The 25,582-nt window shown below is 55.3% G+C and carries 28 protein-coding genes; 7 read left to right on the forward strand and 21 right to left on the reverse strand.

Annotated elements, in window-relative coordinates:
• Positions 1-111: 111 nt before the first annotated feature.
• A complete protein-coding gene (locus tag IM314_RS13645) occupies positions 112-1,017 on the forward strand; it encodes an EamA family transporter (protein ID WP_193359098.1) in 906 nt (301 codons plus the stop codon).
• A 48-nt stretch (positions 1,018-1,065) separates the two neighbouring features.
• Here IM314_RS13645 and nepI read toward each other — a convergent pair whose 3' ends face one another.
• Positions 1,066-2,256, reverse strand: coding sequence for a purine ribonucleoside efflux pump NepI (nepI, locus tag IM314_RS13650; RefSeq protein ID WP_063437537.1), 1,191 nt, complete (start codon positions 2,254-2,256; stop codon positions 1,066-1,068).
• A 207-nt stretch (positions 2,257-2,463) separates the two neighbouring features.
• Here nepI and IM314_RS13655 point away from each other — a divergent pair, with 207 nt between their 5' ends.
• A complete protein-coding gene (locus IM314_RS13655; protein WP_041911704.1) occupies positions 2,464-3,462 on the forward strand; it encodes an aldo/keto reductase in 999 nt (332 codons plus the stop codon).
• Between the two features lie 62 nt (positions 3,463-3,524).
• Here IM314_RS13655 and IM314_RS13660 read toward each other — a convergent pair whose 3' ends face one another.
• The 8 genes from IM314_RS13660 to IM314_RS13695 are packed head-to-tail and all read right to left on the reverse strand — an operon-like array spanning position 3,525 to position 9,449.
• The gene (locus IM314_RS13660; protein ID WP_028014974.1) at positions 3,525-4,700 is read right to left on the reverse strand and encodes an acetyl-CoA C-acetyltransferase; all 1,176 of its coding nucleotides are present in this window, start codon (positions 4,698-4,700) and stop codon (positions 3,525-3,527) included.
• Complete coding sequence (locus IM314_RS13665) at positions 4,697-5,110, reverse strand: carboxymuconolactone decarboxylase family protein (RefSeq protein ID WP_028014973.1); 414 nt, start codon at positions 5,108-5,110, stop codon at positions 4,697-4,699. The genes IM314_RS13660 and IM314_RS13665 overlap by 4 nt, the downstream gene beginning before the upstream one ends.
• Entirely contained in the window at positions 5,097-6,317 is a 1,221-nt protein-coding gene (locus tag IM314_RS13670) for an MFS transporter (protein ID WP_193359097.1), read from the reverse strand. Before IM314_RS13670 ends, IM314_RS13665 begins: the two co-directional genes overlap by 14 nt.
• Before the next feature lie 21 nt (positions 6,318-6,338).
• A complete protein-coding gene (locus IM314_RS13675; protein WP_041911707.1) occupies positions 6,339-6,989 on the reverse strand; it encodes an HAD family phosphatase in 651 nt (216 codons plus the stop codon).
• Positions 6,990-6,992: 3 nt separating this feature from the next.
• Positions 6,993-7,217, reverse strand: a complete 225-nt coding sequence (locus IM314_RS13680; RefSeq protein WP_041911708.1) for a 2-hydroxymuconate tautomerase — start codon at positions 7,215-7,217, stop codon at positions 6,993-6,995.
• A 7-nt stretch (positions 7,218-7,224) separates the two neighbouring features.
• Positions 7,225-8,058, reverse strand: coding sequence for a hypothetical protein (locus IM314_RS13685; RefSeq protein WP_028014969.1), 834 nt, complete (start codon positions 8,056-8,058; stop codon positions 7,225-7,227).
• Complete coding sequence (locus IM314_RS13690) at positions 8,051-8,827, reverse strand: AfsA-related hotdog domain-containing protein (protein ID WP_028014968.1); 777 nt, start codon at positions 8,825-8,827, stop codon at positions 8,051-8,053. Before IM314_RS13690 ends, IM314_RS13685 begins: the two co-directional genes overlap by 8 nt.
• 10 nt (positions 8,828-8,837) lie before the next feature.
• Positions 8,838-9,449, reverse strand: a complete 612-nt coding sequence (locus tag IM314_RS13695; protein WP_041911709.1) for a hypothetical protein — start codon at positions 9,447-9,449, stop codon at positions 8,838-8,840.
• Positions 9,450-9,636: 187 nt separating this feature from the next.
• On the opposite strand from IM314_RS13695, the gene IM314_RS13700 reads away from it, so the two are divergent.
• Positions 9,637-10,557 carry a LysR family transcriptional regulator gene (locus IM314_RS13700; RefSeq protein WP_028014966.1) on the forward strand — a complete coding sequence of 307 codons (921 nt, stop codon included), beginning with the start codon at positions 9,637-9,639 and terminating at the stop codon, positions 10,555-10,557.
• Here IM314_RS13700 and IM314_RS13705 read toward each other — a convergent pair.
• The 11 genes from IM314_RS13705 to IM314_RS13755 all read right to left on the reverse strand — a co-directional run bounded on the left by IM314_RS13705 (position 10,554) and on the right by IM314_RS13755 (position 21,014).
• Complete coding sequence (locus IM314_RS13705; RefSeq protein WP_193359096.1) at positions 10,554-11,006, reverse strand: DUF1198 domain-containing protein; 453 nt, start codon at positions 11,004-11,006, stop codon at positions 10,554-10,556. The genes IM314_RS13700 and IM314_RS13705 overlap by 4 nt on opposite strands.
• Positions 11,007-11,157: 151 nt before the next feature.
• Positions 11,158-12,162 (reverse strand): alpha/beta fold hydrolase, encoded by a 1,005-nt coding sequence (locus IM314_RS13710; RefSeq protein WP_193359095.1) that lies wholly within the window; start codon positions 12,160-12,162, stop codon positions 11,158-11,160.
• Positions 12,163-12,325: 163 nt separating this feature from the next.
• Entirely contained in the window at positions 12,326-13,717 is a 1,392-nt protein-coding gene (gene uhpT / locus IM314_RS13715) for a hexose-6-phosphate:phosphate antiporter (protein ID WP_193359094.1), read from the reverse strand.
• A 132-nt stretch (positions 13,718-13,849) separates the two neighbouring features.
• Entirely contained in the window at positions 13,850-15,160 is a 1,311-nt protein-coding gene (locus IM314_RS13720) for an MFS transporter (protein WP_028014962.1), read from the reverse strand.
• Entirely contained in the window at positions 15,153-16,658 is a 1,506-nt protein-coding gene (gene uhpB / locus IM314_RS13725) for a signal transduction histidine-protein kinase/phosphatase UhpB (protein WP_193359093.1), read from the reverse strand. The genes IM314_RS13720 and uhpB overlap by 8 nt, the downstream gene beginning before the upstream one ends.
• Positions 16,655-17,248 carry a transcriptional regulator UhpA gene (gene uhpA / locus IM314_RS13730; RefSeq protein WP_041911714.1) on the reverse strand — a complete coding sequence of 198 codons (594 nt, stop codon included), beginning with the start codon at positions 17,246-17,248 and terminating at the stop codon, positions 16,655-16,657. The genes uhpB and uhpA overlap by 4 nt, the downstream gene beginning before the upstream one ends.
• An 82-nt stretch (positions 17,249-17,330) precedes the next feature.
• Positions 17,331-17,618, reverse strand: coding sequence for an acetolactate synthase small subunit (ilvN, locus tag IM314_RS13735; RefSeq protein ID WP_010426528.1), 288 nt, complete (start codon positions 17,616-17,618; stop codon positions 17,331-17,333).
• A gap of 3 nt (positions 17,619-17,621) precedes the next feature.
• On the reverse strand, positions 17,622-19,310 hold the full coding sequence (ilvB, locus tag IM314_RS13740; RefSeq protein ID WP_193359092.1) for an acetolactate synthase large subunit: 1,689 nt from the start codon (positions 19,308-19,310) through the stop codon (positions 17,622-17,624).
• A gap of 106 nt (positions 19,311-19,416) precedes the next feature.
• Positions 19,417-19,515: an ilvB operon leader peptide IvbL gene (gene ivbL / locus IM314_RS13745; protein ID WP_057979964.1), complete on the reverse strand. Its 99-nt coding sequence runs from the start codon at positions 19,513-19,515 to the stop codon at positions 19,417-19,419.
• 107 nt (positions 19,516-19,622) lie between these two features.
• Positions 19,623-20,102, reverse strand: a complete 480-nt coding sequence (locus IM314_RS13750; RefSeq protein ID WP_063943320.1) for a type VI secretion system tube protein TssD — start codon at positions 20,100-20,102, stop codon at positions 19,623-19,625.
• Positions 20,103-20,309: 207 nt separating this feature from the next.
• Positions 20,310-21,014 (reverse strand): hypothetical protein, encoded by a 705-nt coding sequence (locus IM314_RS13755; RefSeq protein ID WP_193359091.1) that lies wholly within the window; start codon positions 21,012-21,014, stop codon positions 20,310-20,312.
• 687 nt (positions 21,015-21,701) lie between these two features.
• On the opposite strand from IM314_RS13755, the gene tisB reads away from it, so the two are divergent.
• The 4 genes from tisB (at position 21,702) to emrD (ending at position 24,558) form a co-directional block, all read left to right on the forward strand.
• Entirely contained in the window at positions 21,702-21,791 is a 90-nt protein-coding gene (gene tisB / locus IM314_RS13760; protein WP_041911717.1) for a type I toxin-antitoxin system toxin TisB, read from the forward strand.
• Between the two features lie 64 nt (positions 21,792-21,855).
• Entirely contained in the window at positions 21,856-22,302 is a 447-nt protein-coding gene (locus IM314_RS13765) for a GNAT family N-acetyltransferase (RefSeq protein ID WP_028014956.1), read from the forward strand.
• 62 nt (positions 22,303-22,364) lie between these two features.
• The gene (locus IM314_RS13770; RefSeq protein WP_028014955.1) at positions 22,365-23,198 is read left to right on the forward strand and encodes an EamA family transporter; all 834 of its coding nucleotides are present in this window, start codon (positions 22,365-22,367) and stop codon (positions 23,196-23,198) included.
• Between the two features lie 175 nt (positions 23,199-23,373).
• Positions 23,374-24,558 (forward strand): multidrug efflux MFS transporter EmrD, encoded by a 1,185-nt coding sequence (gene emrD, locus IM314_RS13775; protein WP_193359090.1) that lies wholly within the window; start codon positions 23,374-23,376, stop codon positions 24,556-24,558.
• Here the strand turns inward: emrD and IM314_RS13780 are convergent.
• Positions 24,461-25,549, reverse strand: a complete 1,089-nt coding sequence (locus IM314_RS13780; RefSeq protein ID WP_193359089.1) for a cellulase family glycosylhydrolase — start codon at positions 25,547-25,549, stop codon at positions 24,461-24,463. The genes emrD and IM314_RS13780 overlap by 98 nt on opposite strands.
• Between the last annotated feature and the right edge of the window lie 33 nt (positions 25,550-25,582).

The raw sequence follows: 25,582 nt of genomic DNA on the forward strand, positions 1-25,582 counted from the left end.
GCCTACGGTTTTCCCCCTCTCCCCGTGGGAGAGGGCCGGGGTGAGGGCATCAGGCCGCACATAACCATGCTATGCTGTTGGCCAATTAACGACAACATAGCAGGGGAGAAAATGGGTTCCACACGTAAAGGGATGCTGAACGTCCTGATCGCCGCCGTTTTATGGGGCAGTTCCGGCGTTTGCGCGCAGTACATCATGGAGAAAAGCCACATTTCTTCGCCTTACCTGACCATGGTTCGCCTGCTGTTTACCGGCGTGATCCTGCTGACGCTATCTTTCGTTCACGGCGACAAGATTTTCTCGGTCATCAAACATCGCAAAGACGCCCTCAGCCTGCTGATTTTTTCACTTGTCGGCGCGCTCACCGTGCAGCTCACCTTCCTGCTGACGATTGAAAAATCCAACGCCGCTACGGCGACCGTGCTCCAGTTCCTGTCACCGACCATCATTGTGGCGTGGTTTGCGCTGGCGCGGAAAACGCGCCCCGGCGTGTTTGTTCTGTCAGCGATTTTTACGTCGTTGATCGGCACCTTCCTGCTGGTGACCCACGGCGACCCGACCTCGCTCTCCATCTCGCCTGCAGCGCTGTTCTTCGGCATCGCCTCGGCGTTTGCCGCCGCGTTTTATACGACGTACCCGTCAACGCTTATCGCTCGCTACGGCACATTGCCGATTGTCGGCTGGAGCATGTTGATTGCCGGATTAATGCTGACGCCGTTCTACGCCGGACGCGGTACCACCTTCGTGATCGACGGCAGCCTGCTGCTGGCGTTTTTCTACCTGGTGGTGATCGGCACCGCGCTGACGTTCAGCCTGTACCTGAAAGGCGCACAGATGATCGGCGGGCCGAAGGCGAGCATTCTGAGCTGCGCCGAGCCGTTGAGCAGTGCGCTGCTGTCGGTGGTGTTGCTGGGCGTGGCGTTTACGCTGCCGGACTGGCTGGGGACGCTGCTGATTGTGTCGTCGGTGGTGCTGATTTCGATGGATTCGCGTAGAAGGGTTAAGGCATCGGCGTAGCCTGATGCCCTCACCCCAACCCTCTCCCACGGGAGAGGGAGAAAATCACTACTTCGCCTTAACCTTCCCCGCCACCAGCAGCGCGGTCAGCAGCATCAGCGTGCCGGAAATCACCAGCGGTGACGTCAGCCCCAGATGGTCGAGCGCCACGCCGCCAATGGCCGCACCGCAGGTGTTCGCCAGCTGGATCACCGCCACCTGAATCGACCCGGCTTTTTCCGCCTGATCGGCAAGCGTTCGGGTGATCCACGTCGACCAGCCCACCGGTACCAGCGCAAAGGCAAAGCCCCAGATAATCGCAATCGCCGAGGCAACCCATTTGTCGCTACCCCACAGAATCAGCACCGTGGCACTCACCGCCAGCAGCAACGGCGCACCCGCCAACGCCACCTTCAGGGAGCGCTTCAGGAACTGGGACGACAGCGACGTGCCGATAAAGCTGGCGATACCGAAGCTCAGCAGCACCAGCGTCAGGCCGTCCACGTCAAAGCCCGCCATGGTCATAAACACCGGGCGGATGTAGGTGAAAAAGGCAAACTGCCCGGCAAAGGCCATAAAGATGGCGGTCATCCCCGCCAGCACGCCCGGACGCTTGAGCAGCGCGAACATGTTCTGTTTGTGGTGCGCCGCTTCGCCCGGTAGGGACGGCAGCGCCTTCCACACCCAGATAATGCAGAGCACACCCATCACTGCCGCCGCGTTAAAGACGTTACGCCAGCCGATAATCCCACCGAGGAAGCTACCCAGCGGCGCGGCAATCACCAGCGCAATAGAGACCGCGCCGAAGATAACGGACAGCGCTTTTGGCACGGTGCGCGCGGGCACAAGGCGCATGGTCAGCGAGGCCGACATCGCCCAGAAGCCGCCTAATCCCAGACCCAGACAGGCGCGACCGAGCAGCAGCAGGGTGAAGCTTTCCGCGAAAGAGACCAGCAGGCAGGAGAGCGTCAACAGAACGCTGAACAGAATGACCACTTTGCGGCGATCAATCGCGCCAATCACCTGAGTGATAAACAGGCTGGCGAACATCGCCACAAAGGCGGTGACGGTAACGGACTGCCCCGCCACGCCTTCGGAAATGCCCAGATCCTGCGCCATCGGCGTCAGCAGGCTCACCGGTAGAAACTCAACGGTAATCAGGCAGGCGACGCAGAACGCCACGGAGAAAACCGCCGACCAGTTGGGGCGTGAAACCTCGCTGGTCTGCGGTCTGGTCGAGGGCTGGATATGTTCTGTCATGGCATCACCTGAAGATAAAAACGTGCGGAAAAGTCGCGCAGTTTATCATCAAAAGTGTGACGAATTTAACGTTTAGACAACTTTTGTGGTTTTTAATGATTCGGAAGGTAGAGCGGCGGTGACTGATACCTTTTCAGCATAACGAAAATGAAAATTCAGTAACCACAATTGAGGTGAAACAATCATAGGGTCTGAAAAGGAGAAACTATGAAAACACGTACTTTATCTCAAAATCTTACCGTCAGTGCCATCGGCTACGGTGCCATGGGTCTGAGTGAATTTTATGGCCAGACTGATGACAAAGGCTCACTGCAGGTATTGCATAACCTCATCGATCTGAACGTGACGTTTATTGATACCGCAAATTTATATGGCCGTGGCCATAATGAAAGGCTAATCGGTCACTTTCTTGCCGGGCTGGATAAAAACACTCGCGACCAGTTCAAAATCGCCACGAAGTGCGGCATCGATCGCTCTCCTGACGACTCCTACGCCCGCACCATCAACAATACGCCGGACTATATCATCCGCTGCTGTAACGAATCCCTTAAGCGGCTTGGCGTGGAGCGAATCGACCTCTTTTACCTTCACAGGGTGAGTAACGCAACCCCGATCGAAGAGAGTATGGATTGCCTGCGCACCCTTGTTAAAGAGGGTAAGATCAACCACATCGGCCTTTGCGAAGTGTCGGCTTCAACGCTGCAACGGGCGCATGCGGTGCATCCGGTCACCGCATTGCAAACAGAATATTCTCTGTGGACACGAGACATCGAGGAAAACATTTTGCCGGTCGTGAAAGCGCTAGGTATCGGCCTGGTGCCCTACTCACCTCTTGGCAGGGGCTTCCTGACGGGAAAATACCTGAACAACAACGATTTTGCAGAAGGTGATTTCCGCAAGAATAACGAACGATTTGTTCAGTCCAGTCTCGATCATAATCGCCAGTTGCTCGATACCATTACCCCGCTGGCGACAAAATACGGCTGTACCGCAGGTCAGATTGCACTTGCCTGGCTGTTAGCACAATACGATCGGCTGGTTCCCATTCCGGGTACTAAGCACGTCAGCTATCTGGCCGAGAACGCGCGCGCTGCCGATATTGTGCTTGAGAAGAGCGATATCGAATCGTTGAACAACCTTCATCGCCGGGTAGCGATTAAAGGCGATCGTTATTCTGCCGAGGGTATGAAGGGCGTGAATGCCTGATACAGCATCTTGAAAATAAAAAACCGGGTTTCCCCGGTTTTTTTATATCTACAGATACGCCGTTAGCGATAAACGCTCAACGCGACGCCTTCCCCGCCGCCAACGCACAGTGCGGCAACGCCACGCCTGGCATCATTACGGATCAGGGAATGAACCAGCGTCACCAAAATTCGGCAGCCGGATGCACCTATCGCATGCCCAAGCGCGATTGCCCCGCCGTATGGATTGATACGATCCGGGGAAATCCCGGCCCGCTGAATCACGGCCAACGCCTGGGCGGCAAACGCTTCGTTGGATTCGAGATGATCGACATCCTCAGGCTTCCATCCCGAGCGGGAAAGACAGTCGGCAATGGCCTGAATCGGGGCTGCACCCATTAATGCCGGCTGGATACCGGAATTGGAAAATACGCCCAGCGATGCCAGAACCGGCAAACCACGTGCTTCGGCAGTCTCACGCGTACAAAGCAGGACCGCCGCAGCACCGTCATTCAACGATGAAGCATTTCCCGCCGTCACCGTACCCTCTTTTCGGAAGACAGGCTTCAGTTTCGTCAATTTTTCGATACTGGTTGCACGGGGTCCTTCATCCCTCTCCACGCTGATCGTTTCACCTTTTCGCGTCTGCCATTCAACCGGGACAATTTCACGCTCAAAAATGCCACGCGCCTGCGCTTCAAGCGCATTGTGGTGAGAGACAAGGGCATATTCATCCTGCATTTCGCGGCTGATACCAAACTCCGTCGCAACATTCTCTGCAGTGATACCCATGTGATAATCGTTGAAGGCATCCCAGAGCCCGTCAGAAACCAGGCTATCTTTGAGAGTAATATCACCCAGCCGCGTTCCGCTACGCGACGTCGTGGCGATATGCGGCGCGTTGGACATACTCTCCTGACCACCGGCGATAACAAACTCAGCCTCCCCCGTCTGCAGCGCCTGCATGCCAAGATGGACCGCCTTAAGCCCGGACCCGCACACTTTGTTTACCGTCAGACATTGCGTATCTACGGGCAACCCAGCATTCAGTGCCGACTGTCGGGCCGGGTTCTGGCCGCACCCCGCAGTAAGTACCTGTCCCATAATGACCTGAGAGATATCACTGGCTTCTACGCCAGATTCTTTCAGGAGCGCCTGAATAACGCGGCTTCCCAGGTCAGAGGCTGAATGCTCCGCAAGCGCGCCCTGAAATGCGCCCGTCGCCGTGCGGCGGGCTGCAATAATAACAATCTCGCTCATGCGTCGCTTCCCTTCAGCCCTGGCAAAGTATGGCCCGTCGCGGCCATTGCCGCGCGGTATGCAGTAAGACCATTCATGCAGGCGGGAACGCCAGCATATACCGCCATCTGTATCACAATTTCAAGCAGCTCTTCCGGCGTCACGCCGGTATTGAGCGCGCCTCGCATATGCAGTTCTAGCTGCGGCATGGCATTACCCAGCGTCACAAGCGAGGCGACGGTCAACATTTCGCGCGTTTTGAGATCCAGTCCCGGACGACCCACCACATCCCCGAACGCATAGTCGGTAATCAGGGCGGGCAGCCCCGGGTCCAGCTCGCTCAGGCGGCGGGTGACTTTATCCGCGAGCCCCGCTTCAAGACGGTCCATAATCTCTCTGCCATAGCGCGTGCGGTCATTAATTTGACTCATAAGATTTCTCCATACGGGATTGTTTTGCGGTTAACGTTGCCGGAATAACCGCGACAAGCAGAACGGACAGACCGATGGCCGTACCGGCGACGATATACAGGAGCGGCATTGAAAATGATGAAACCATCCAGGCACCGACTGACGCACCGATACCAATGGCGGTATTGAAAAATGAAACGTAGATTGCGGAGGCCGGGAAGGCTTTATCCTCTGCCATACGTAAAACCCACGTCTGGAAACCGACAAATATTCCTGATACGGCGACACCCCAGACAACCATACTGGTAAATATCAACGCAGCAGAGAGCGAGGAACCAGACAGGCCCAGGAACAGCAGCACTGCACAGATCAGCAGTACAGACAAAGAGACCGTCAGCTTGAGATACTTATCAATCAACACGCCGGTCAGGAAATTACCTGCCAGACCCGCGATGCCGTAAACAAAAAGCACAGCAGGAATAATGGTGGTGGACAGTAAACTCTGCGTGTGTAGCCAGGGTTCAATGTAAGTAAAGGCAGCAAAGTGAGCCGTCACAGCCAGCAAGGTTGCTGAGTAAATTTTCCATAATGTTGACGATTTCAGCACGCCTTTAAGCGCATCCAGCCCGAGCGCGCTTTTGCTGGTAATCCTGGGAACAAGAACGCTAATACCCATAAAGGCAATTACGCTCAGCGCGGCCATCAGCCAAAATGCCTGCCGCCAGCCGAAGTGAATACCAATATAGTTGGATACCGGTACGCCAAAAACGCTTGCTGCGGAAACACCACCAAATACGATTGACGTCGCCGCCCCTATATATCTGGCAGGGACCATAGCCACCGCCGTTGCGCCGATCATCGCCCAGAAGGCGCCGTGAGCGAGCGCTCCCAGCACGCGGGCGCTAAGCAGCATGCTATAGACGTTTACCGTCGCAGCCATAACGTTAGAGACCAGAAGTACCACGGTGAGCACAAGTAAAAGCCGTTTCTTGGCCACATTCCCTAAAAAGACGGAGGCAAACAGCGCACTCAACGCCCCCACCCAGGCATAAAGCGACACGGTCATGCCCACCGCAGATTCCGAAGACTGTAGCCCCTCTGCGATTGGCGTTAATAATCCGACTGGCGCCAGTTCGGTGGTGACAATAGTAAAGGTTGAAATTGCCAGAATGAATAAAGCAAGCCATGACTTTAACGTCATATTCTGCGGAGTGAGTTCTGAAGTCATACTACTTACCTCAATAAGGATTTAAATAATGTGCCAATTTTTTTCAGTTGCATATCTGGTAAGCGCGGAATGCTCTCCCACACAGACGGGATGGCCAGTGGCTTCCAGCATTGGAATATCCGAAAGATCGTCGCCGTAGGCATAACAATCCACGGGGTTAATCTCTTTATCATCGCAAAAGGCGATAAGCGCGTCTTTTTTACCTGTTCCAATTGTTTGAGGCAGGCCGATTTCACCCGTCAACTCACCTGCGTCATTTATTATCACCGGCGCACAGAGTACTTCCATTACTCCAAGATATTTTGCAATGGGTGAAAGAATCGGAAGCATAGAGCCCGATATAAATACGGTATACATGTTCTGGTTCTGATGTTTTTTAAGGGCTGAAACAGCACTCTCAATAAAAAACTCGCTTTCCAGCTTACGCCTGAACCACTTCTCACCCATTTCTTCCAGATAACGACAAGACACACCTTTAAACTGACGATAATAATCTCTGTTCAGGGCTTCCCTTGGCACGCCGTTTTTCACGTCGGTGCGAAAACGAGACATATAGCGTTGAAGACGATCGTTTTGATTATTTTCCCTGCACCAGAAATCATAGAAATCAAACATGCTTTTAATATTTATAAGCGTTTCATCAACATCAAAAAAAGCGGCATGTTTACGCAAATTTTATTCCTCGTAGTTTTTTCTTCGACTCTTAACCGGAAAATCTCTATCCGTACCAGACACGCCTGCATCCGCCCAGCGGGAAGGCGCAATTTCAGAAACCACCACGGAAATTTTATCCAGCGGCGCACCCGTGTTTTTGTGAACGGCAAATGTAATATCTTCCTGGAGTCTGATGATTTGATTTTCATCTTTCGCAGGCCAGGTCATAACATGAACAAATGGCATATTTTTCTCACTCTATAGTTGTAAATTCATCGAAGGAACGGCCTTTGAGTTTTAAATGGGCATGGATATCGCCTCCAAGACCATAAAAGCCAATTGCACCGCCATAGCTCTGACGCGAGCTCATATAAAGTACGACTACGTTAATAATTCTGTTTCCTTTCCTCGCCGGAGCCGGGAAAGGATCGGTTAACTCTGCCCAATATTCGGCATTACCTTCGCTATCGGTTATAAATACGTTGGGTATTCCCAGCGGACCTGGCCTGCTCGGATCCTCCGAGGCTAGATCGTTTTCCCTGAGACTCATCACGGTGTAAACGCTATCCGGAACAAGGCTCCGGAACGAAAACGTGAACCGGGCTCGTTTCTTATCTTCGGACAATGTGACCTCAAAGGTGCCCTCTGCCTCGAGCCAGGCAGCGAGGGTCACTGGCTCGATCTCTCGCTTTCCATCGCTGCTGCGATAATCCGCGATATAGCCTTCATGAAGTGGCAGGCCAGGCCTTATTTCATTATTGGCCTGCGGCCGCTGTTCTGGTGCGAAAACCATCCGATAGTTGTTCATCGGAATGGGTAAAGGAAGAGTATGAAGAATGATGTCCTTCAACGCGTCCTGAGGCATCTTGTCCAGATCGCACAGAATGTTATAGGGTGCGACTTCCCCAAATGCCGGAAGCGGGCTGTCCGGAGAGACAATGACGCTTCGCCACTGCAGTCCGTTATCCCCTGGCACCATGCCCACCACGACAAAATTACCCTTCCCGTCCATGACCTCCGCAGGGGGGTAAAGCGGCCCCTGCGTGGTCGCAGCCAGACGGTATTTCTGGCTACGTAATTCAGGCATGCGTTACCCCCTGAGTCACCCCTTGCTGCTCAACAATGGTCGCCTGCATGGCAACCTCAGCCAGAGATTTCTCTTTCTCTGTAATCAGGGCGGAAGGATAAACGGTGAACGAGACATCCATTGTCGCGCAAAGCGTTTGGTGCTGAGTGACGCGAACCTGAGCCTTGAAACGCCCCCGGCGGTCGTTAATATCTTTTTCAAGAAATTCAAAGTGGACCAGTGCCGGTAAAGGGAACAGGAAACTGGCGAAATTGATTGCCATGCTATTAATGACGTAATAGCGTCCACTTTCCTGCTGGTAAATAAATTCTTCGGTGACACCGATAAAGGCCTGTCGGCTGGCTTCAACCAGGAGCATTCCCTGAATATGCTGCCCCGTCTGATGATCCGCCATCAATTCGCAACGCTCATCGATTAACAGCGGCATCGCATAAAGATCGTGGTTATGCTCAGCTTGTTCCGCAGGTCCTATAAGTACATTCTGTTCCAGTCTTTTATGGCAATAAGCATTTTTTTTGTCGCTAACCAGTTTTTCCAGAGAGCACATTTTTAATTTATTACCATGAATCGCATTTCTTGCCTGGTTTGAAATTACCTTTCCGGCAAAATCCTTGCGCACGCCCTGCCCAACAATAATTTCATGTTCTTTATCAATGATATTCGCAGGGATTTGAGTCAATAATTCTAGCTGAGATATAGTCAGTACATCTTTACCATTGGCAAATTCATTAAATTTATCGCCAACAACTACCAACTTTTTACAGTTCATTCATTGTCCCTCAACAACAGCAAGCACGATAGATACGAGTATAAAGGCCGTCATTACCGCCAGTAATAAAGTTATCGCCGGCCTGTTGAATAATTTCCTGATAACGCGCATTGGTAAATGCTTCTTTATATTCTGCTTTATCACCGTTGAATGAGGAGATAAACATTACACCCGGAACGCCACTGATCAGTGAATGAAATGCTTCGAAACTTTCAATCTTATCTTTGTTATCTCTTACAACATTAAAAATGGTTTCATCGCGCCACTGACGGTACTGCTGATAGTTATGCGCAGGCACTTCGACGTGTCGGAGTTGAATATAATTTGATTGTGGCAAGCTATTTTTATTATCAATTGGGGATTCAACAAACTTAAGCAGTTCGCGACGGATATCGGCAGAAAGAACTTCAGAGAAACGATGGAACATGGATTCCATTTCACTTTCAACCCATGCAATTTCTTTAATATCGTTGAATGCGCGTAATTCCAGCAATTCATTAACGCCGTTTTCTTCACAGGTATAGTAGCGAACGTTTTCATTGCTTTTTAAGGAAGTAAATTCTTTTTCAGAAAAAGTGTTTTTTAATGGGAAGCGTGATACCAGTACGTATTTAGACGACATAATTACTCCGAGTATTGATTAAGTGAGGATTCGGATAGAAATTTATCAATACAGGAAACTATTGGAATTGTTAAATTTGTAATATATTTTTTGTATTACTGTTAAAACGGGTTTTGCTGCCAGCATTTAGCGTGTAATATCGAAATGGAAAAAAGACGAAATACCTTTTCGCATTTAGGACCCACGTATGGCTACAGCAGAACATTTAATCAGCAATAACCTGCCCAGTATCAAACAATTACAATGCTTTCTCGCTGTTGCACATGAACTGAACTTTCGTAAGGCTGCCGAACGTCTACGCATGACTCAACCGCCTCTGACGCGTCAGATAAAATGCCTTGAAGCGGTGTTGAAACGTCAGTTGTTCAGTCGCAGTACGCATGACGTTAGCCTCACTGAAGCAGGCCGAGCGCTGGTCGTTCAGGCAGAAAAAATACTCAAAGACATCAGCAGCTTAAAAGAAGACCCTCACTCTTCAGAAACGAATCTGCGCATCGGTCTCACGCGCACGCTTAATTTTGAATATATTGAACCTGTAAATACCCAGCTTCAAAAAATGAACGCCGGAGATGACGTTGAAACGCCCGACCTGACGTCAGCACAGCTGCTGCAAAGCTTGTCTAAAAATATGCTGGATCTGGTGCTGACCGGGGAAAAAGGAACGGGTCATGAAGACATTGTTCAATACCGCTGGGTCTGCCAGGAACCGTTACTCATCGCAATGCCTTCTTTACATCCTGCCAGTTTGAAAGAGAAAGTCTCGCTGGAAGACATTAGCGATCTTCCACTTTTTTGGTTTTCGAGAAGCGCTAATCCGTCATTCTATGACAAATGCGAAAGCTACTTTGACACGCTGAAAACGCCGCTGAAGCGTATTAAAGAGCCGGATGATTCCCTCGTGATGCTAAGCCGTATCGCAAGAGGGAAAGGGTTTGCGCTGCTGCCTCAGTCAAAATGCACCTTCAATCAGGAGGGGCTATGCTATCGCGAACTAACGGACGATGAGGCAAAGAGATTAAATATTGATATCTATGCCGCAACCCGCCTCAATGAAAACAGAGAGGAGATCCTGAACGCTCAGAATATCTTGTGCGGCAAAAAGGCTTAATGCAGATAAAACACACCTTCTTCCGGCAGAAATAGCTGGTTATAGCGTAGCTGGAAGGCGTTCAGCTCCTGCGGATCGGGCTCCATTTCGCGCATAAAGCCAAGTGCCAGACGAATTTGCGCATCGTTAATGGGTGCAGCAAGGCGGGCTTTACGCAGCATACGGTGCCAGGTATGCAGATTCTCTTCGCTACCGTCGACAATACAGACCTGCCAGATGAGCAGCACCTGCGCGGCGTTTTGCAGATGCGCCTCGTCAGGCCGCTCAAGGTAGCGGATAAATTCATTGCCCGGTGTTTTACCGAACTGGTCAATCATCGACTCGATCGGCATCGGGGTAATCCCCAGCCGTTCGCTTAAACGTTTGATGGCGCGGCGGGAGTCTGAGGTCAGGACACGAAATCCCACCACAAACACCACGGCAAGCGTTGCCAGCATTATCCAGACCATGCGTTCTCCTTAGACTAGCCGCTCATCATAGCGGGAAACGCAGCGTGTCGACAGCGGGTACGGCCAGAATAGTGAACCGAAAAAAGCTGGATAAATGCGATGAAAGCAATCCCGCGCAGGCGTGGCTGCGCGGGCTGTTGCTGGAGACCCGTCAGCGCGCCTGAAGCCCCTTCAACAGCGCCTCGTGAAAGCGTGCGGGATCCTGCATCTGCGGCGCGTGGCCCATGTCGTTAAACTCCACCAGCGTCGCGTGCGGGATACGCTTCGCCGTCTCTTTCCCCAGCACCGCATAGTTCCCGAGCGTCTTGCGGACCTCCGGCGGGGCGAGGTCTTTCCCGATGGCGGTGTTGTCCTTCGTGCCGATCATCAATAATACCGGCATCTTCAGGTCGCTAAATTCATAGATGACCGGCTGGGTGTAGATCATGTCGTAGAGCAGCGCCGAGTTCCACGCCACGCGCGCTTTGCCCGGCCCGTTGTTCAGCCCGGCAAGCATGGTCACCCAGCGCTCGTATTCCGGCTTCCACTCCCCGGCGTAGTAGGTGTTTTTCTCGTACTGGCGAATGCCGTCGGCGCTGACCTTCAGCTCGCGCTGGTACCACTGGTCAACCGTGATATGCGGCACGCCGCGGGCTTTCCAGTCTTCCAGGCCTATCGGGTTCACCATCACCAGCTGCTCTACCTGCTGCGGCCACATTAGCGCGTAGCGGGTTGCCAGCATGCCGCCGGTCGAGTGGCCGATAACCGTCGCGCGATCGACGCCAAGCGATGTGAGCAGCGCGTGGGTATTGTCCGCCAGCTGCTGGAAGGTGTACTGATAATGGTCCGGCTTGGTGGATTTACAGAAGCCGATCTGGTCGGGTGCGATCACGCGATACCCGCTGGCCGACAGCGCACGGATTGTGCCGTCCCAGGTGCCGGCGCAAAAGTTTTTGCCGTGCATCAGCACCACGGTACGTCCGTTGGGTTTTTCCGGCTTCACGTCCAGGTAAGCCATATCCAGAGACTGGTTTTGCGAGGTAAAGGTAAAGTGTTTTACCTGCCAGCCGTAGTCGAAACCTTCCAGCTTCTCGCCGTAGGTGGGGGCATCCGCGGCCATTGCGGGGGACGCCAGCGCCATCAGCAGCGCCAGGCAGGACAATCGTCGGATTAACATGCAAGCTCTCCGTTAGCAAAAGGGGCTAAGGCTGCACGAAAGGCGGCAGCAAAAAACACTGTAGAGCATGGAGAGGAGTGGGTGTGTAAAGCGGGGTAAAGGTAGGACGAGCAAATAAAAAAAGCCCGGCATCACACACCGGGCAAAGAAGTTACCTGCACACTCAGGCTGTTTTTAATTTCTGCGCACGATTTTCACGGCGAATTTTACGTTCTTCCAGCACCGCCACCATCGCCATCAGGACGATACAGCCGATCGCTGCCGCATCCAGCGCCGCGAAGGTGCCCGCCCAGCCGGTGAGGCCGAAGATTGGCGTGCCGTCGGCGATCATCCCCAGACCCAGCTTGGCAAAGCTGTCGCCGATCAGATAGGCGAAGGTGCCTTTAATCCCATCGGCGGCGCCGATCGCTTTTTTCGGTACGAAGCCCACTGCCGCCACGCCGATCAGCAGCTGCGGACCAAACACCAGGAAGCCGAGCGCGAACAGGGAGGCGAGGTACACGTACTGGTTGCTGGCGTGCTGGTAGATGCCGAGGGTGGCGATAATCAGCGCCAGCGCGATGCAGGCCACCAGCGCGCGACGGCCGTTGGCGAGGTCGGAGAGCCAGCCCCACAGCAGCGTGCCGACCAGCGCGCCCACTTCGAACAGGGTGAAGCCCTGAATCGCCACCTCTTTAGAAAGCTTCAGCTCCTGGAAAGCATACACGGTTGACCACTGGTCGATACCGATGCGCACCACGTAGAGGAAGATGTTTGAGAAGCAGAGCAGCCAGATCACTTTGTTTTTCAGCACGTACTCAACAAAGATCTGCCATTTGGTCATCTCATTCTCTTCGGTCTCTTTGTCCTCTTCGCTGATCTCCTCCCCGAACAGCTCTTCCGCTTTGCCGAGGCCGTAGGATTCCGGGGAGTCGCTGCCGAAGCGCAGGCCGATAAAGCCGACAATCAGGGCGATAATCGACGGGAAGATAAACATGCCGATCACGTGGCCGTCGAACAGGTAGTTTGCGCCAAACAGCGCCACGCCTGCCGCACCCGCCCCGCCGAGGTTGTGGGAGATGTTCCACATGCCGAGGTACGAACCCCGCTTGCGGCGCGGCGTCCATTTGGTGATGGTGGAGTAGCTGCACGACCCGCCGGTGCTCTGGAAGAAACCGCTCAGGGCGTAGAAGGCAATCATCAGGAACAGGCTGACGGAGCCCGCGCCCATGCTGGCGCTGAAGCCGAGCATACAGATGGCGGAGAGGATCAGCATAAACGGCAGGAACTGCTTGGTGTTTTTACCGTCCGCGTAGTAGGACACAACCGTTTTCCCCACCCCGTAGGTGATGGAGAAGCCCAGGCCAATCATCCCCAGCTGCGTCATGCTCAGCCCGTAGGTGGAGATCATGTCGTTCTGCGCGATGTTAAAGTTTTTGCGGATCAGGTACATGGTCAGGTAGCCGATGAAGACCACCAGATAAGACTGCATGAACGGTTTGAACCACATCTTGCGCCGCACGTCGAGCGGCAGATCCAGGGTCGGCTTGCGCACCTGGTTTAAGAAGGCCAGCATGGTTGGTTTACTCCTGAGCTGATTTTTGCAGCATTGTAAAAATCAGCCGGGAGAGATGCCTGAGACAGCGTCCAGGTGAAACCGGGAAAATTTCCTAGTTTTGCGCCATTCGGCAACAAAAGGTGAGGCACGTCACGCTTCGCGCGGCGCCTGGGCGTGCAAAAACGGCAGCAGCAGCAAGGCCGAGATGCCCGCCGCGATGGCGATCGCCGCGAAGAACCCGCTCCAGTGCCAGACGTCGATGACCCGCGCCAGCGGCCAGCCGGAGAGCGACGCGCCGAGGTAGGCAAACAGCCCGACAAAGCCCGTTGCCGCGCCTGCCGCCTCCTTGTGCGAGCACTCCGCCGCCGCCATGCCGATCAGCATCTGCGGGCCAAAGACAAAAAAGCCGATGGTGAAGAAGCACGCCGCCTGCATCACGTAGCTGGCGAACGGCATCAGCCACAGCGAGCCGACGGAGAGTAAAATCCCGGCGGCAAAAATCAGATTCATCGGGCCGCGGTTGCCGTTGAACAGCTTGTCCGAGCCCCAGCCCGCCACCAGCGCGCCGATAAACCCGCCCAGCTCAAACATCGTCACCGCAGAGTTAGCGGTCACCAGGTCCACGCCGAGCGTCTCGGACATGTACAGGTTACCCCAGTCGTTGATCGCCGCGCGCACCACGTAGACCAGCACGTAGCAGAGGGACAGCAGCCAGATGTACGGATTTTTCAGCACGTATTTGGTGAGGATTTCCTGGCGGGACAGCCCGGCGCCCTCCTGCTGCTGGGCGATCTCCATCTCGTCGTGCCGCCAGTCGCCCACCGCCGGTAGGCCGACGGTTTGCGGCCTGTCGCGCAGGCGCCAGCAGAGGAACAGCCCGGCGACAATCGCGAGGGCACCGGCAATCATCATCCCCGTGCGCCAGCCGTAGTGCAGCGCGGCAGCCCCCACCACCATCGGGATCAGTGCCCCGCCGACGTTATGCGCGGTGTTCCAGATTGCCCACCATCCGCCGCGCTCGTTGCGCGAGTACCAGGCGGTGAGCAGGCGGGCGCAGACCGGCGCACCCCAGCCCTGGAAAAAGGCGTTCAGCGCCCACAGCAGGGCGAAGGCCCACAGCGAGGTGGAAAAGCCAAACAGGATGTTCACCACGCCGGTGGCGATCAGCCCAACGCCCATGAAATAGCGCGCGTTGGAGCGGTCACTGACGATGCCGGAGAAGAACTTCGACAGCCCGTATGTGATGTAAAACAGCGTCGCCAGCAGGCCGATATCGGTGCGCGTCATCACGCCGCTGGCGAGGATTTCCGGCGCGGCGGCGTTGAAGCTTTTACGGGTGAAGTAGAACAGCGCGTAGCCGAGCCAGATGGTGATCAGGATATGGCGACGCCAGTAGCGGTAGCGGGCGTCGATTTCCGCCTTGTCGCGCAACGGAGCCGCGCTGGTTGGGGTTTTAAACATGGTACGTCCTTAACGGCAAACTGACGCTGACGCGCGTCCCGTGGGTGCAGGAGAGGGTCAGCGTGCCGCCCAGCGCCTTGACGCGCTCGCGCATGCCCGCCAGGCCAAAGCCCTGCTGGCCGGAGCCCGGCGGCAGGCCGCAGCCGTCGTCTTCAATCACCAGCATCAGGCGCTCGTCCTGCTGCCAGCCCTGGATCGTCACCGCGCTGGCATTGGCATGTTTAACGATGTTGTTCAGCCCCTCCTGACAGACGCGGAACAGCGTCACGCGCTGGCCTTCGCTGAGCAATGATTCATCAATGCGCCAGTCGAGATGGCTGACAATGCCGCGGCTTTCCAGCTCCATCTCGCGCATCAGGGAGCGTATCGCCTGCTCCAGCGACAGGTCATCAAGCTGGCGCGGACGTAGCCGTCCCAGCAAGCGGCGAACGGCGTCATAGACACCCAGCGAAAGCTGTTCGATATGCGCCCCGCCCTGCTTCACGCCCGCGTTATCCGCCGCCAGGCGCTGAACAATGCCCGCCTGCGTGCGGATGGCGGTAATGGTCTGGCCGATATCGTCGTGCAGCTCGCGAGCCACCTCCTGACGCACGCTCTCCTCGGTCTCCAGCAGACGCTCCGCCAGACGACGGTTGCGCGCCAGCTCGGCTTGCAGGGACTGGTTCAGCTCGCGCAGGCGCTGAATGCCCGCGCCGAGCAGCAATCCGGTCAGGCTCTGGGCCAGCAGCGAGAGCAGCAGATCCACCGGATGATCGTGCCAGGTCTGGCTGGCGATCAGCGCGATGGCGTTCATCAGCGTGGCGATCAGCGCCCCCTGCCAGCCGTAGTGCCAGGCCAGAGCGATGATCGGCAGCGCCAGGCAAAACGGCGTGAAGCGCGAAAGCTCGGCGGGCAGACCAAGCTGCAGCCACAGGCTCACCATAAACAGCAGCAAATACCAGATGAGGTGCCGGGCGCGCCAGTTCACCGGTTGGGAGACCAGCGCGGGGCCGAGCGGCTGCCAGACGGTGCTTGTGAGGTAGTGCCAGAAAACCAGACAGGTCGGCGCGAGGGTCAGACCGCCGGTCAGGGTCAGAAGCAGGGCGTTAAGCATCTCCTTCTCGCCGATCCACGGCAGGGACTGTAACAGCGCGGCGGCAATCAGCGCCGCCCCCTGACGCAGCAGCGTGCGCCAGTCGCGCTGGTGGCGGTAGCGGGAAATCAGGGCAACGGGGAGAAGCGTGAGCAGGCTTCCGGTCATCAATAAAGGCAGTTGCGCGAGCGCCACTTCCTGCGCCAGCCAGACCAGCATCAGCCATTCAGCACCGAGCAAAACGGGCCAGTAGGCGCGCGGACACTGGAGCATTAAGCCCAGACGCAGGCCGAAGGGAAACAGCAGCACCGCCAGCTCCGGGCGCTCCACCAGGTGCAGGCTGATGCTCCACAGGCAAAACCAGGCGGCGGAGAAGATAAAAAAGCTGGCGACGACGGCGATCAGCCGCGAAAACACGGGACTCATTGCCAGCTGTCGAACATGCGGCGCGCCAGCTCGACGTCGTTGCTGACGTTGAGTTTTTCCATCAGGTTGGCGCGGTGGACGTGCACGGTTTTCGGCGACAGATCCAGCTCGGCGGCAATCTCTTTCACCGACATGCCCTGGGCAAGCTTCTCCGCCACCTGGCGCTCGCGTCTGGTGAGCGGATCCTGACGTCCGGCCGCCAGCTTGATGGCGATATCCGGCGTCAGGTAGCAGCCGCCGGTGGAGACGGTGCGCACGGCGGCGATCAGCTCGTCCGGACTACAGCGTTTGGAGAGGAAGCCGCGCGCCCCCGCGTTGAGCGCCTGCTCGACCAGCGCCGGGCTGTCATGAACCGAGAGCATGATCGTCGCCATCCCTTTCGGCAGCTGGCTCAACAGCTCCAGTCCGGAGAGATCCGGCATCGAGATGTCACAGATACAGACCTGCACCCCGCGCCCCGGCAGGCCCGCCAGCGCCTCGTGACCGGAGCCAAACTCGGCCACGACCTGAAAATCCGGTTCGAGGTTAAGAAGCTGGGCAAAGCCGGAGCGGACGATAAGGTGGTCGTCGATGAGAGCGATGGTGGTCATGTGTGTTCCTGCGATCTGAAAAAGCCGGATGACGCTGCGCTTATCCGGCCTACAAGAGCGAAAGACGCTTACCTTAAGCGATTTACTCGAAAAACACCGCAATTTTGTTAAACATGGTGGGATCGGACTGGTTGCGCGCCACTTTGGTGACGTCTTCCAGCTTGTCGATCTGCGCCATCATCTGCTCCAGACGCTGATCGTCGTTGACCAGTAGCCAGATGCGGCTGTGCTCGCTGCCCTGAATCGGCAGGCAGAGAATGCCTTCCACGTTAAACGCCCGGCGGGCAAACAGCCCGCAGACGTGGGTCATAACGCCAGGGTGGTTGCGGACGGTGAGTTCCAGAATGACGTTATCATGTTGTTTCTGCATGGTTTATTCCCCCACCATCTCAGTATTTGCCGCACCCGGCGGCACCATCGGATACACTTTTTGTTCAGGGTCGATACGCACGTGGATCAGCGCCGGGCCGGGACGAGAAATCGCCGCCTGCAGCGCCGCGTGGGCGTCTTCTTCCGCGTTCAAATCGCAGGTGTGCAGGCCAAAGCCGGCGGCAATCTGCATAAAATTAATCATCCCCGGATAGGTCGCCGCAAACACGCCCTGCTTGTAGAACAGGCTCTGCTGCTGGTGTACCAGGCCCAGCGCCTCATTGTTCATCAGGATGATTTTCACGTCTAACTGGTTTTCGGCCGCGGTCGCCATCTCCTGAATGTTCATCATCAGGCTGCCGTCGCCGGAGAAGCAGATAACCTTGCGGTCCGGGTTGGCGAGCGCCGCGCCTACTGCCGCCGGCAGGCCGAAGCCCATGGTGCCGAGGCCGCCGGAGGTCAGCCACTGGCGCGGACGGTTCAGCGGATACGCCTGCGCGGTCCACATCTGGTGCTGGCCCACGTCGGTGGTGATAATCGCGCTGTCGTCCACGCAGGCGGCCACGGCGTTGATCAGCCCGTAGTGGCTCAGCGGGTCGCCCTCAGCTGGGATAGCGCCCGGAAACTCGCGCTGCAGATCGGCCACCAGCTGACGCCAGTCGGCCCGGTCAGTTGCGTCCGTCTGCGGGATCAGCTGCGCCAGCACTTCGGCCACGTCGCCCTGAATCGCCACGTGCGGCTGTTTGATTTTACCCAGCTCGGCGCGGTCGATATCCACGTGAATGATTTTGGCGTTCGGGCAGAACTCCTCGGTTTTGCCAATCGCCCGGTCATCAAAACGCGCCCCCATAACAATCAGCAAATCCGCTTCTTGCAGGATGTAGTTGGTGCTGCGCGCACCGTGCATGCCCAGCATACCTAATGACAACGGATGCGCTTTAGGCAGCATACCCAGCGCCATCAGGGTCATGGTGGTCGGCAAGTTGGCCTTTTCCGCAAACTGGCGGATTTCACCCGCAGCGTTAATCGCCCCGCCGCCCAGATAGAGCACCGGGCGTTTCGCTGCATTAATCATGGCGGCGGCGTCGCGCACGCTTTCAGCGCTGAATTCCGGCGCGGGGGCGCGCTCGCCCGGCTCCGGCAGGATGTCGATCTCGATCTCTGCGGTCTGGACATCCTTAGGAATGTCTATCCACACCGGGCCCGGGCGGCCAGACTGGGCGATGCGGAATGCATCGCTGATAACCTGAGGCAGCTCGCTGATATCGCGAACTAAATAGTTATGTTTGGTGATGGGGATAGAGATGCCGTAGGTGTCCACTTCCTGGAACGCATCGGTGCCGATCATCGAGGACGGCACCTGGCCGGTAATGCAGATCAGCGGAATGGAGTCGAGGCGCGCGTCGGCGATGGCGGTCACCAGGTTGGTTGCGCCGGGGCCGCTGCAGGCCATACAGACCGCCGGTTTTCCCTGCGTACGCGCCATGCCCTGAGCGATAAATCCTGCCCCCTGCTCGTGACGCGCCAGCACGTGGCGGATCTGCGTGCTTTGGCTCAACGCATCGTACAGCGGCAGCACGGTTCCACCCGGGATACCCGCAACCGTGGTGATGCCCTGTCGTTCCAGTAAATGAACAATCAGCTGCGCGCCTGTAAAACGCGTCTTTGTGGATGTTGTGCCCGAACTTGCCATGCTCCAGTCCTTTTCTTCTGGGCCGACTTTCCGGGGAGGGTCCTAAACGAAAAACCCCGCCCGGTTTGCGCCGGCGGGGTTTTGGATTCGTGTGTTGATCCAGTCCCTACGGCGCATTGCCGACGACCACCACCACACGCACGACGACCACTGCGGCTGGTTGCGCAGTTTTTAGTAGGGTCGAAGTGAAGATGGATGAAGTCATTGGGGACCTGTGTTTGGAATCATTGATTGAATTTATACAAACACAGGTTTTCGGGCGTGACAATGGAAATATTTTCATCTGCGCAAAAATGCGTCAGGGATCACGTTTCAGTACGTTGCTCGCTCATTCCAGGAGTCACTATAGATGACATTGCCGTCGCAATGCTTCCAGGTGATTTTCTCATAGCGTATGAGAACCGTTTCAAGGTGTGTTCCCGTGTTTGCGCCGGGATACAGGTCAGGGGTGATTGAAGTTATTTTCACATTCTCCAGGAGGATATTAAAATATTCCTGTTCTAAACCCGCCTCATTAATCTGATACATCTTAATGGTGGCTGACTGGAGTGTTCTTCCCGTACTCAGCGCGCGAAAGAGAAGCGGGGTTACACGATCAAATTCTTTCTGGAACATGATGGGCATGTGTATGCGCGTGCCCGTCAATTTCCCGGTATTCCCGTCGACTGGAATGTTGACATTATGAGTGAATGATTTGAGTTCAATTGCACCTTCACGCCCTGTCACAAGGCAGGGGCCAACCATGGGGGAACCATTTTCATCTGTAAGAAATAAATAAGCCGGATTTGACATAAAGAATACCTTTTTTTAAAAAATCAATCGTACTTATCAAAACGACCAAAAATTATTGGATGAACAAGGATAAATACACCGATAGCAATAAATGTGAGTAATACCCAGTGGTCAGGTACCAACCATAGAAAAAAAGAGGCGCATACAAAAACATAAACGGGAAATAAAATATCCGTAAAGAGAATTGATAACAGACTCTTAAACACGCTACTTGTCCCTTAAGTCGTCATAAATCGCTTCAAAATCCCTGTAGAAACCCATTTGAACCTTCTTAATCAGTTCAGACAGGAATGGTTCAATAAAGTAATAGAGCATTTCCAGTTGTGCGGCATAGAGGGTGGCGTAATACTTTGGGTCCAATGTTTTCAGGCGACGAGCAGCAAGCGCGCACTTCTGGTCCGTGCCAATCAATTGAAATGCCATGACAACGTTCGGTACGCGACGTGCAAGCCGTTCGACGACGATTTCTGAGAGCAGGCCAGATTTGGAAAGATATATTGCCAACCCCCATGCTATTGCTAAACGCGCTGCTTTGCTTGTCGGGATATTTTTAACAAATCCGGTTACTTGTGAACCCGTCTTGCGGGCGCGATTTTGTTCATTTCCATTTTTAGAGTCATTTAGAACACTTTTAAAATAAAGATAGAGCATCTGTGCTATTACATCGCGATAACGGTAAAAAGACACAATGGACAGGTACATTCTCTTTTCTTCTGAGAGAAGCTCATCACATACATCGTGATAGCTGGGGATTAAGCATGATGAGTACCAGCTTACACGCTCCATTCCTGAATAGATATCAGAGCCGATTCCCTTTAATGCTTTCCATGTCCCGGCAACGCCTTGCTGTCCATAAATAGCCAACTGTCTGTCGCCCTGGAACTTCATCTTCAAATAATCCGATGCTTGCATAACATATCCATATCATGCCTGTGGTTATAAGAATATACATTAAAAAGCAGTGTAATTCAAACCGGTGAAATTGCCTAAAAATACATTCACGAGAAAAATAGTTCGATTAAATATTATTTATTACGTCTATATGCGATGCAATTTTAATATCCTGGTGAGTCTGTTGTTTATATTAAATGGCTTATTTGGTGCTGCATCTCGTAAACTATCCTGGTTCCCCTGCATAAAATTGATTTCTTAAGAAGCCTGACCAGGCCACTGCTTATCCCGGTATTTTTGTGGGCAGACCAGAAAACAAAAAACCCCGCCGGAGCGAGGTTTTTATCAGGGTTTTGCGGTTGGTCGCCGCAGAACACACTGTGTTACGTCAACGCGAAAAGTATACGCGATAGAACTCGAACGCGCAATTCCGGCACGGATTTTGACGTTTTTGAGTATGGATCACCTTCCAAATTTTGTCCAAAAAATACTGTTCATGCATACAGTATTTATCTATACTGAGGGTGTTCGCAGTGAGCGAGGGGGCCGCAGTTTACCGGCGCAACGAAGTCCTGGCTGAAACGGGTGGTGCCGTCAGTGCCTTAACCCCTGAAGTGAGCACACTGTGTTACGTCAATCCAGGTGCTGGCAACAGGCGGCGGAAAGGTACGCCAGCATCGTGCTCCTTTTAACCAAAAGGAGACGCGTATGAGCGTAGTGGATATGGTGATACTTATCCTCAAACTCATTGTTGCAGTACTGCAACTGCTTGATGCTGTCCTGAAATACATTCGGTAATTCAGGTTCAAGTCGCACCTGAGAGGGGCGGTTGCCCGCCCCTCTTTAATAACGAGGGAATGCTATGTCGCGTCTGTTAATTGAGCCTGTCACACCGGATGAGCCGGGGTATATCGCCCTGAAGGCGGAAAGTATCGCGCTGAATTTCAACATGCTGCGCAGGCTGGAAGAGAACTGGCTGCGGGGTGAGAACCGCTTTAACGCGCCGGGTGAAAAGCTGCTGGGTGCGTTTCTTAACGGCAAGCTGGTGGGCGTGTGTGGCCTCAACCGCGATCCGTTCAGCCAGCAGCCGCGTGCCGGACGCATTCGCCATCTCTACGTCAGCGAGAAGTGCCGCGGGTTGGGCATTGGAAAACAGCTTTTAACCGTAGTGATGGCGGATGCCAGCATCTGGTTTGATTTTCTGAATACTCACGCGCCGGACAGCGCGTACGGATTTTACAATCGAGCCGGTTTTACGCTGGTCTCAGACGAACCACGGGTGACGCACCGCCTTTTTTGTGCGGTGTAACCGGCTGGCGGCATCAGGATGTGAATGTTACAGTTGAGTGACAATTCATCACCCAATACGCCATGACCATCACCGTTTTCTGCATTTTGCTTTTCGCCGCACTGCTGCATGCCAGCTGGAACGCTATCGTTAAAGCCGGAACGGATAAACTCTACTCTGCGATCGGCGTTAGCGGCTCAGCCGCGATTATTGCCCTGATTTTACTGCCCTTCTCACCACAGCCTTCTGCGGCAAGCTGGCCGTTTTTGATCGTCTCCTGCGCCTTACAGGTGGTCTACACCGTGCTGGTGGCGAAAACCTATCAGGTCTCGGACATGAGCCAGACCTATCCACTGATGCGCGGCACCGCCCCGCTGCTGGTGGCGCTGATCAGCGTGCTGGCGCTCGGCGACCATCTCTCCTGGCTCGCCTGGTCCGGTATCGGAGTCATTTGCCTGTCGATTCTGGCGATGGCGATGAATGGCCGCATGCAGTCACGCAGGGGGATCTGGCTGGCGCTGCTGAACGCCTGTTTTATCGCCGGGTATACGCTGGTGGACGGCACCGGCGTGCGGCTGTCGGACACCGCGCTGGGCTACACGCTCTGGACCTTCTTTATGAACGGCTTCTGCCTGCTGGGCTGGGCGATGGTGGCGCGTCGGCGCGAGGCGTCCAGCTACCTGCGCCTGCACTGGAAAAAAGGGCTGCTCGGCGGCGTGGGGACCATGGGCTCTTACGGTCTGGCCCTCTGGGCGATGACGCAGGCGCCGCTGGCGGTGGTCGCCGCGCTGCGTGAAACCTCGATTCTTTTCGGGGCGCTGATCGCCTTTGTCCTTTTAAAAGAGAAGGTTGCGGGCCTGCGCATCGCGGCAGCGCTGGGTATTGCTGTCGGCGCAATTCTGCTGCGTCTGGCGTAAATCGCTGGCAACATTAGTTGCCGTTCTTGTTTACAAATCCTGCCTTTCCCGGTTTTTTCATTCACCGCAACAATGCTTAAATTGTCATCTGTCTGTGGTAGATTCCTCGCGCATTTATGGGAATGCGTAGTCACTTATTCTTCATTTATCTCTTTTGGCAAAAGTATTCAGCGACATGAAAAAGCAACGGAACGTTAACTTATTGTTGATGCTGGTGTTACTGGTGGCCGTCGGTCAGATGGCGCAAACCATCTACATTCCGGCGATTGCCGACATGGCAAAGGAACTGAACGTCCGCGAAGGCGCGGTGCAGAGCGTGATGGCAGCCTACCTGCTGACCTATGGCGTTTCACAGCTCTTCTACGGCCCGCTCTCCGACCGCGTCGGGCGTCGCCCGGTGATCCTGGTGGGCATGAGCATTTTCATGGCAGCGACGGTGATTGCCATTACCACCCACAGCCTGACCGTACTGATTGCCGCCAGCGCACTGCAGGGCGTTGGGACGGGTGTCGGCGGGGTGATGGCGCGAACCTTACCGCGCGATATGTATCAGGGCACCCAGCTCCGACACGCCAACAGCCTGTTAAATATGGGCATTCTGGTCAGCCCGCTTCTCGCTCCGCTGATTGGCGGCCTGCTGGACACAATGTGGTCCTGGCGCGCCTGTTACGCCTTTCTGCTGGTGCTCTGCGTAATTGTCACCTTCAGCATGGCGCGCTGGATGCCGGAAACCCGTCCAAAAGACGCGCCGCGCACGAAGCTTCTCACAAGCTATAAAACGCTGTTCGGCAATGGCGCGTTTACCTGCTACCTGCTGATGCTGATCGGCGGCCTGGCGGGTATTGCAGTGTTCGAAGCCTGCTCCGGCGTGCTGCTGGGCGCGGGTCTTGGCCTGAGCAGCATGGTGGTGAGCATTCTGTTTATTCTGCCAATCCCGGCGGCGTTCTTTGGCGCCTGGTTTGCCGGGCGTCAGAACAAGCGCTTTTCAACTCTGATGTGGCAGGCCGTGATCAGCTGCCTGCTGGCGGGTCTGATGATGTGGATCCCGGGGCTGTTTGGCGTGATGACCGTCTGGACGCTGCTGATTCCGGCGGCGCTGTTCTTCTTCGGCGCGGGAATGCTGTTCCCGCTCGCCACCAGCGGCGCGATGGAGCCGTTCCCGTTCCTCGCCGGCACGGCGGGCGCGCTGGTGGGCGGTTTGCAGAACATCGGTTCCGGCGCACTGGCCTGGCTCTCGGCCATGATGCCGCAGACCGGGCAGGCTAGTTTGGGCCTGCTGATGACGCTAATGGGGCTGCTGATTTTACTATGCTGGCTGCCGCTGTCGTCGCGCGTTCCGCATCACGAGCAGCCGGTTTAACCGCATGATGGCCCGGCTTCTCGCCGGACTTTTCACAGACGGGCGCAATCATCGCCTGCAATAACGGCTCCGGCGCAGGCCGCCAGGCCCCCTCTTCCCCGTCGTAAAACTGGAAATCCGCGTTAAGCGCATACGGGATTTTCGCCTTTTGCAGCTCGCAGGCCATAAAGGTGGCGAAGGCCATTTGCGAAGCGGTTGGCGTGAGGTGGTTTGACTCCCCCACGCCCCAGCCCCCAACCCAACTGACGTGCCCGGTTTTTTGCTGCCAGCGCAGCGCGGTGCTGATGCGGTTACGGATAGCCGCCTTCTCCGCCGCCGTGCCGGACGTCCACGGGTATTTACCGCTATTTTTCAGCGGCCCCCACGGGAAAATATGCCACTCCGCCAGCAGGTAGTTTTGACTGTGCGCAGGCAGCTTCAGGCCGGATAAATCCTCCGGCGCGGCACGCAGGCGCGGCGCAATGAAAATCATGCGCTGCGGGTCGATGTCGTGGATCGCTTTAATGGTTTTTTCATACACGCGGTTTAACGACGCGAGGTTGTGGTTAAGCTTGTCGGCTGGCTCATAAATGAGGTCAAAACCCAGCAGCGGATAGCTCTGGCCGAAATAGTGCGCCACGGCAATCCACCAGTTGATCGTCTCTTTCTCGTTATCGGCTTTGGGGTCGTTTTTATATTCATCGGCCTGATAAGCGATAATCGGGATCACGCCATACTGCTCGCAGGCTTCCACCAGCTTGCGCAGGTGGATCAGCCGCGCTTCCGTCGGCTCATCGGCGACGCGAATGCGCACGTGGGTAATGCCTTTTGCGCGAAAATCGCGTACCACCAGCGGGTCGAACTCGCGTATGCCGCGCTCGGTGCGCGCCCAGTCCACATCCATCCCGACGCCCAGCTGCTGCGCATAGTGGGCAGCCGTCAGCGGCGGCTCAGCGGCAATGGCCCAGCCGGAAGAGATCAGTAACGCGGTAGCAATGAGAGGCTTTAGCACGGTTTACCCTGGATAAATCGAAAGCATTACCTG

Origin of the sequence: Enterobacter cloacae complex sp. P42RS, from assembly GCF_014930595.1 — a bacterium.
GTDB lineage: Bacteria > Pseudomonadota > Gammaproteobacteria > Enterobacterales > Enterobacteriaceae > Enterobacter > Enterobacter bugandensis.

Coding starts and splice junctions, on each gene's coding strand:
- IM314_RS13645 (WP_193359098.1), top strand. CDS start 112: ATGGGTTCCACACGTAAAGGGATGCTGAACGTCCTGATCGCCGCCGTT.
- nepI (WP_063437537.1), bottom strand. CDS start 2,256: ATGACAGAACATATCCAGCCCTCGACCAGACCGCAGACCAGCGAGGTT.
- IM314_RS13655 (WP_041911704.1), top strand. CDS start 2,464: ATGAAAACACGTACTTTATCTCAAAATCTTACCGTCAGTGCCATCGGC.
- IM314_RS13660 (WP_028014974.1), bottom strand. CDS start 4,700: ATGAGCGAGATTGTTATTATTGCAGCCCGCCGCACGGCGACGGGCGCA.
- IM314_RS13665 (WP_028014973.1), bottom strand. CDS start 5,110: ATGAGTCAAATTAATGACCGCACGCGCTATGGCAGAGAGATTATGGAC.
- IM314_RS13670 (WP_193359097.1), bottom strand. CDS start 6,317: ATGACTTCAGAACTCACTCCGCAGAATATGACGTTAAAGTCATGGCTT.
- IM314_RS13680 (WP_041911708.1), bottom strand. CDS start 7,217: ATGCCATTTGTTCATGTTATGACCTGGCCTGCGAAAGATGAAAATCAA.
- IM314_RS13685 (WP_028014969.1), bottom strand. CDS start 8,058: ATGCCTGAATTACGTAGCCAGAAATACCGTCTGGCTGCGACCACGCAG.
- IM314_RS13690 (WP_028014968.1), bottom strand. CDS start 8,827: ATGAACTGTAAAAAGTTGGTAGTTGTTGGCGATAAATTTAATGAATTT.
- IM314_RS13695 (WP_041911709.1), bottom strand. CDS start 9,449: ATGTCGTCTAAATACGTACTGGTATCACGCTTCCCATTAAAAAACACT.
- IM314_RS13700 (WP_028014966.1), top strand. CDS start 9,637: ATGGCTACAGCAGAACATTTAATCAGCAATAACCTGCCCAGTATCAAA.
- IM314_RS13705 (WP_193359096.1), bottom strand. CDS start 11,006: ATGGTCTGGATAATGCTGGCAACGCTTGCCGTGGTGTTTGTGGTGGGA.
- IM314_RS13710 (WP_193359095.1), bottom strand. CDS start 12,162: ATGTTAATCCGACGATTGTCCTGCCTGGCGCTGCTGATGGCGCTGGCG.
- uhpT (WP_193359094.1), bottom strand. CDS start 13,717: ATGCTGGCCTTCTTAAACCAGGTGCGCAAGCCGACCCTGGATCTGCCG.
- IM314_RS13720 (WP_028014962.1), bottom strand. CDS start 15,160: ATGTTTAAAACCCCAACCAGCGCGGCTCCGTTGCGCGACAAGGCGGAA.
- uhpB (WP_193359093.1), bottom strand. CDS start 16,658: ATGAGTCCCGTGTTTTCGCGGCTGATCGCCGTCGTCGCCAGCTTTTTT.
- uhpA (WP_041911714.1), bottom strand. CDS start 17,248: ATGACCACCATCGCTCTCATCGACGACCACCTTATCGTCCGCTCCGGC.
- ilvN (WP_010426528.1), bottom strand. CDS start 17,618: ATGCAGAAACAACATGATAACGTCATTCTGGAACTCACCGTCCGCAAC.
- ilvB (WP_193359092.1), bottom strand. CDS start 19,310: ATGGCAAGTTCGGGCACAACATCCACAAAGACGCGTTTTACAGGCGCG.
- ivbL (WP_057979964.1), bottom strand. CDS start 19,515: ATGACTTCATCCATCTTCACTTCGACCCTACTAAAAACTGCGCAACCA.
- IM314_RS13750 (WP_063943320.1), bottom strand. CDS start 20,102: ATGTCAAATCCGGCTTATTTATTTCTTACAGATGAAAATGGTTCCCCC.
- IM314_RS13755 (WP_193359091.1), bottom strand. CDS start 21,014: ATGCAAGCATCGGATTATTTGAAGATGAAGTTCCAGGGCGACAGACAG.
- tisB (WP_041911717.1), top strand. CDS start 21,702: ATGAGCGTAGTGGATATGGTGATACTTATCCTCAAACTCATTGTTGCA.
- IM314_RS13765 (WP_028014956.1), top strand. CDS start 21,856: ATGTCGCGTCTGTTAATTGAGCCTGTCACACCGGATGAGCCGGGGTAT.
- IM314_RS13770 (WP_028014955.1), top strand. CDS start 22,365: ATGACCATCACCGTTTTCTGCATTTTGCTTTTCGCCGCACTGCTGCAT.
- emrD (WP_193359090.1), top strand. CDS start 23,374: ATGAAAAAGCAACGGAACGTTAACTTATTGTTGATGCTGGTGTTACTG.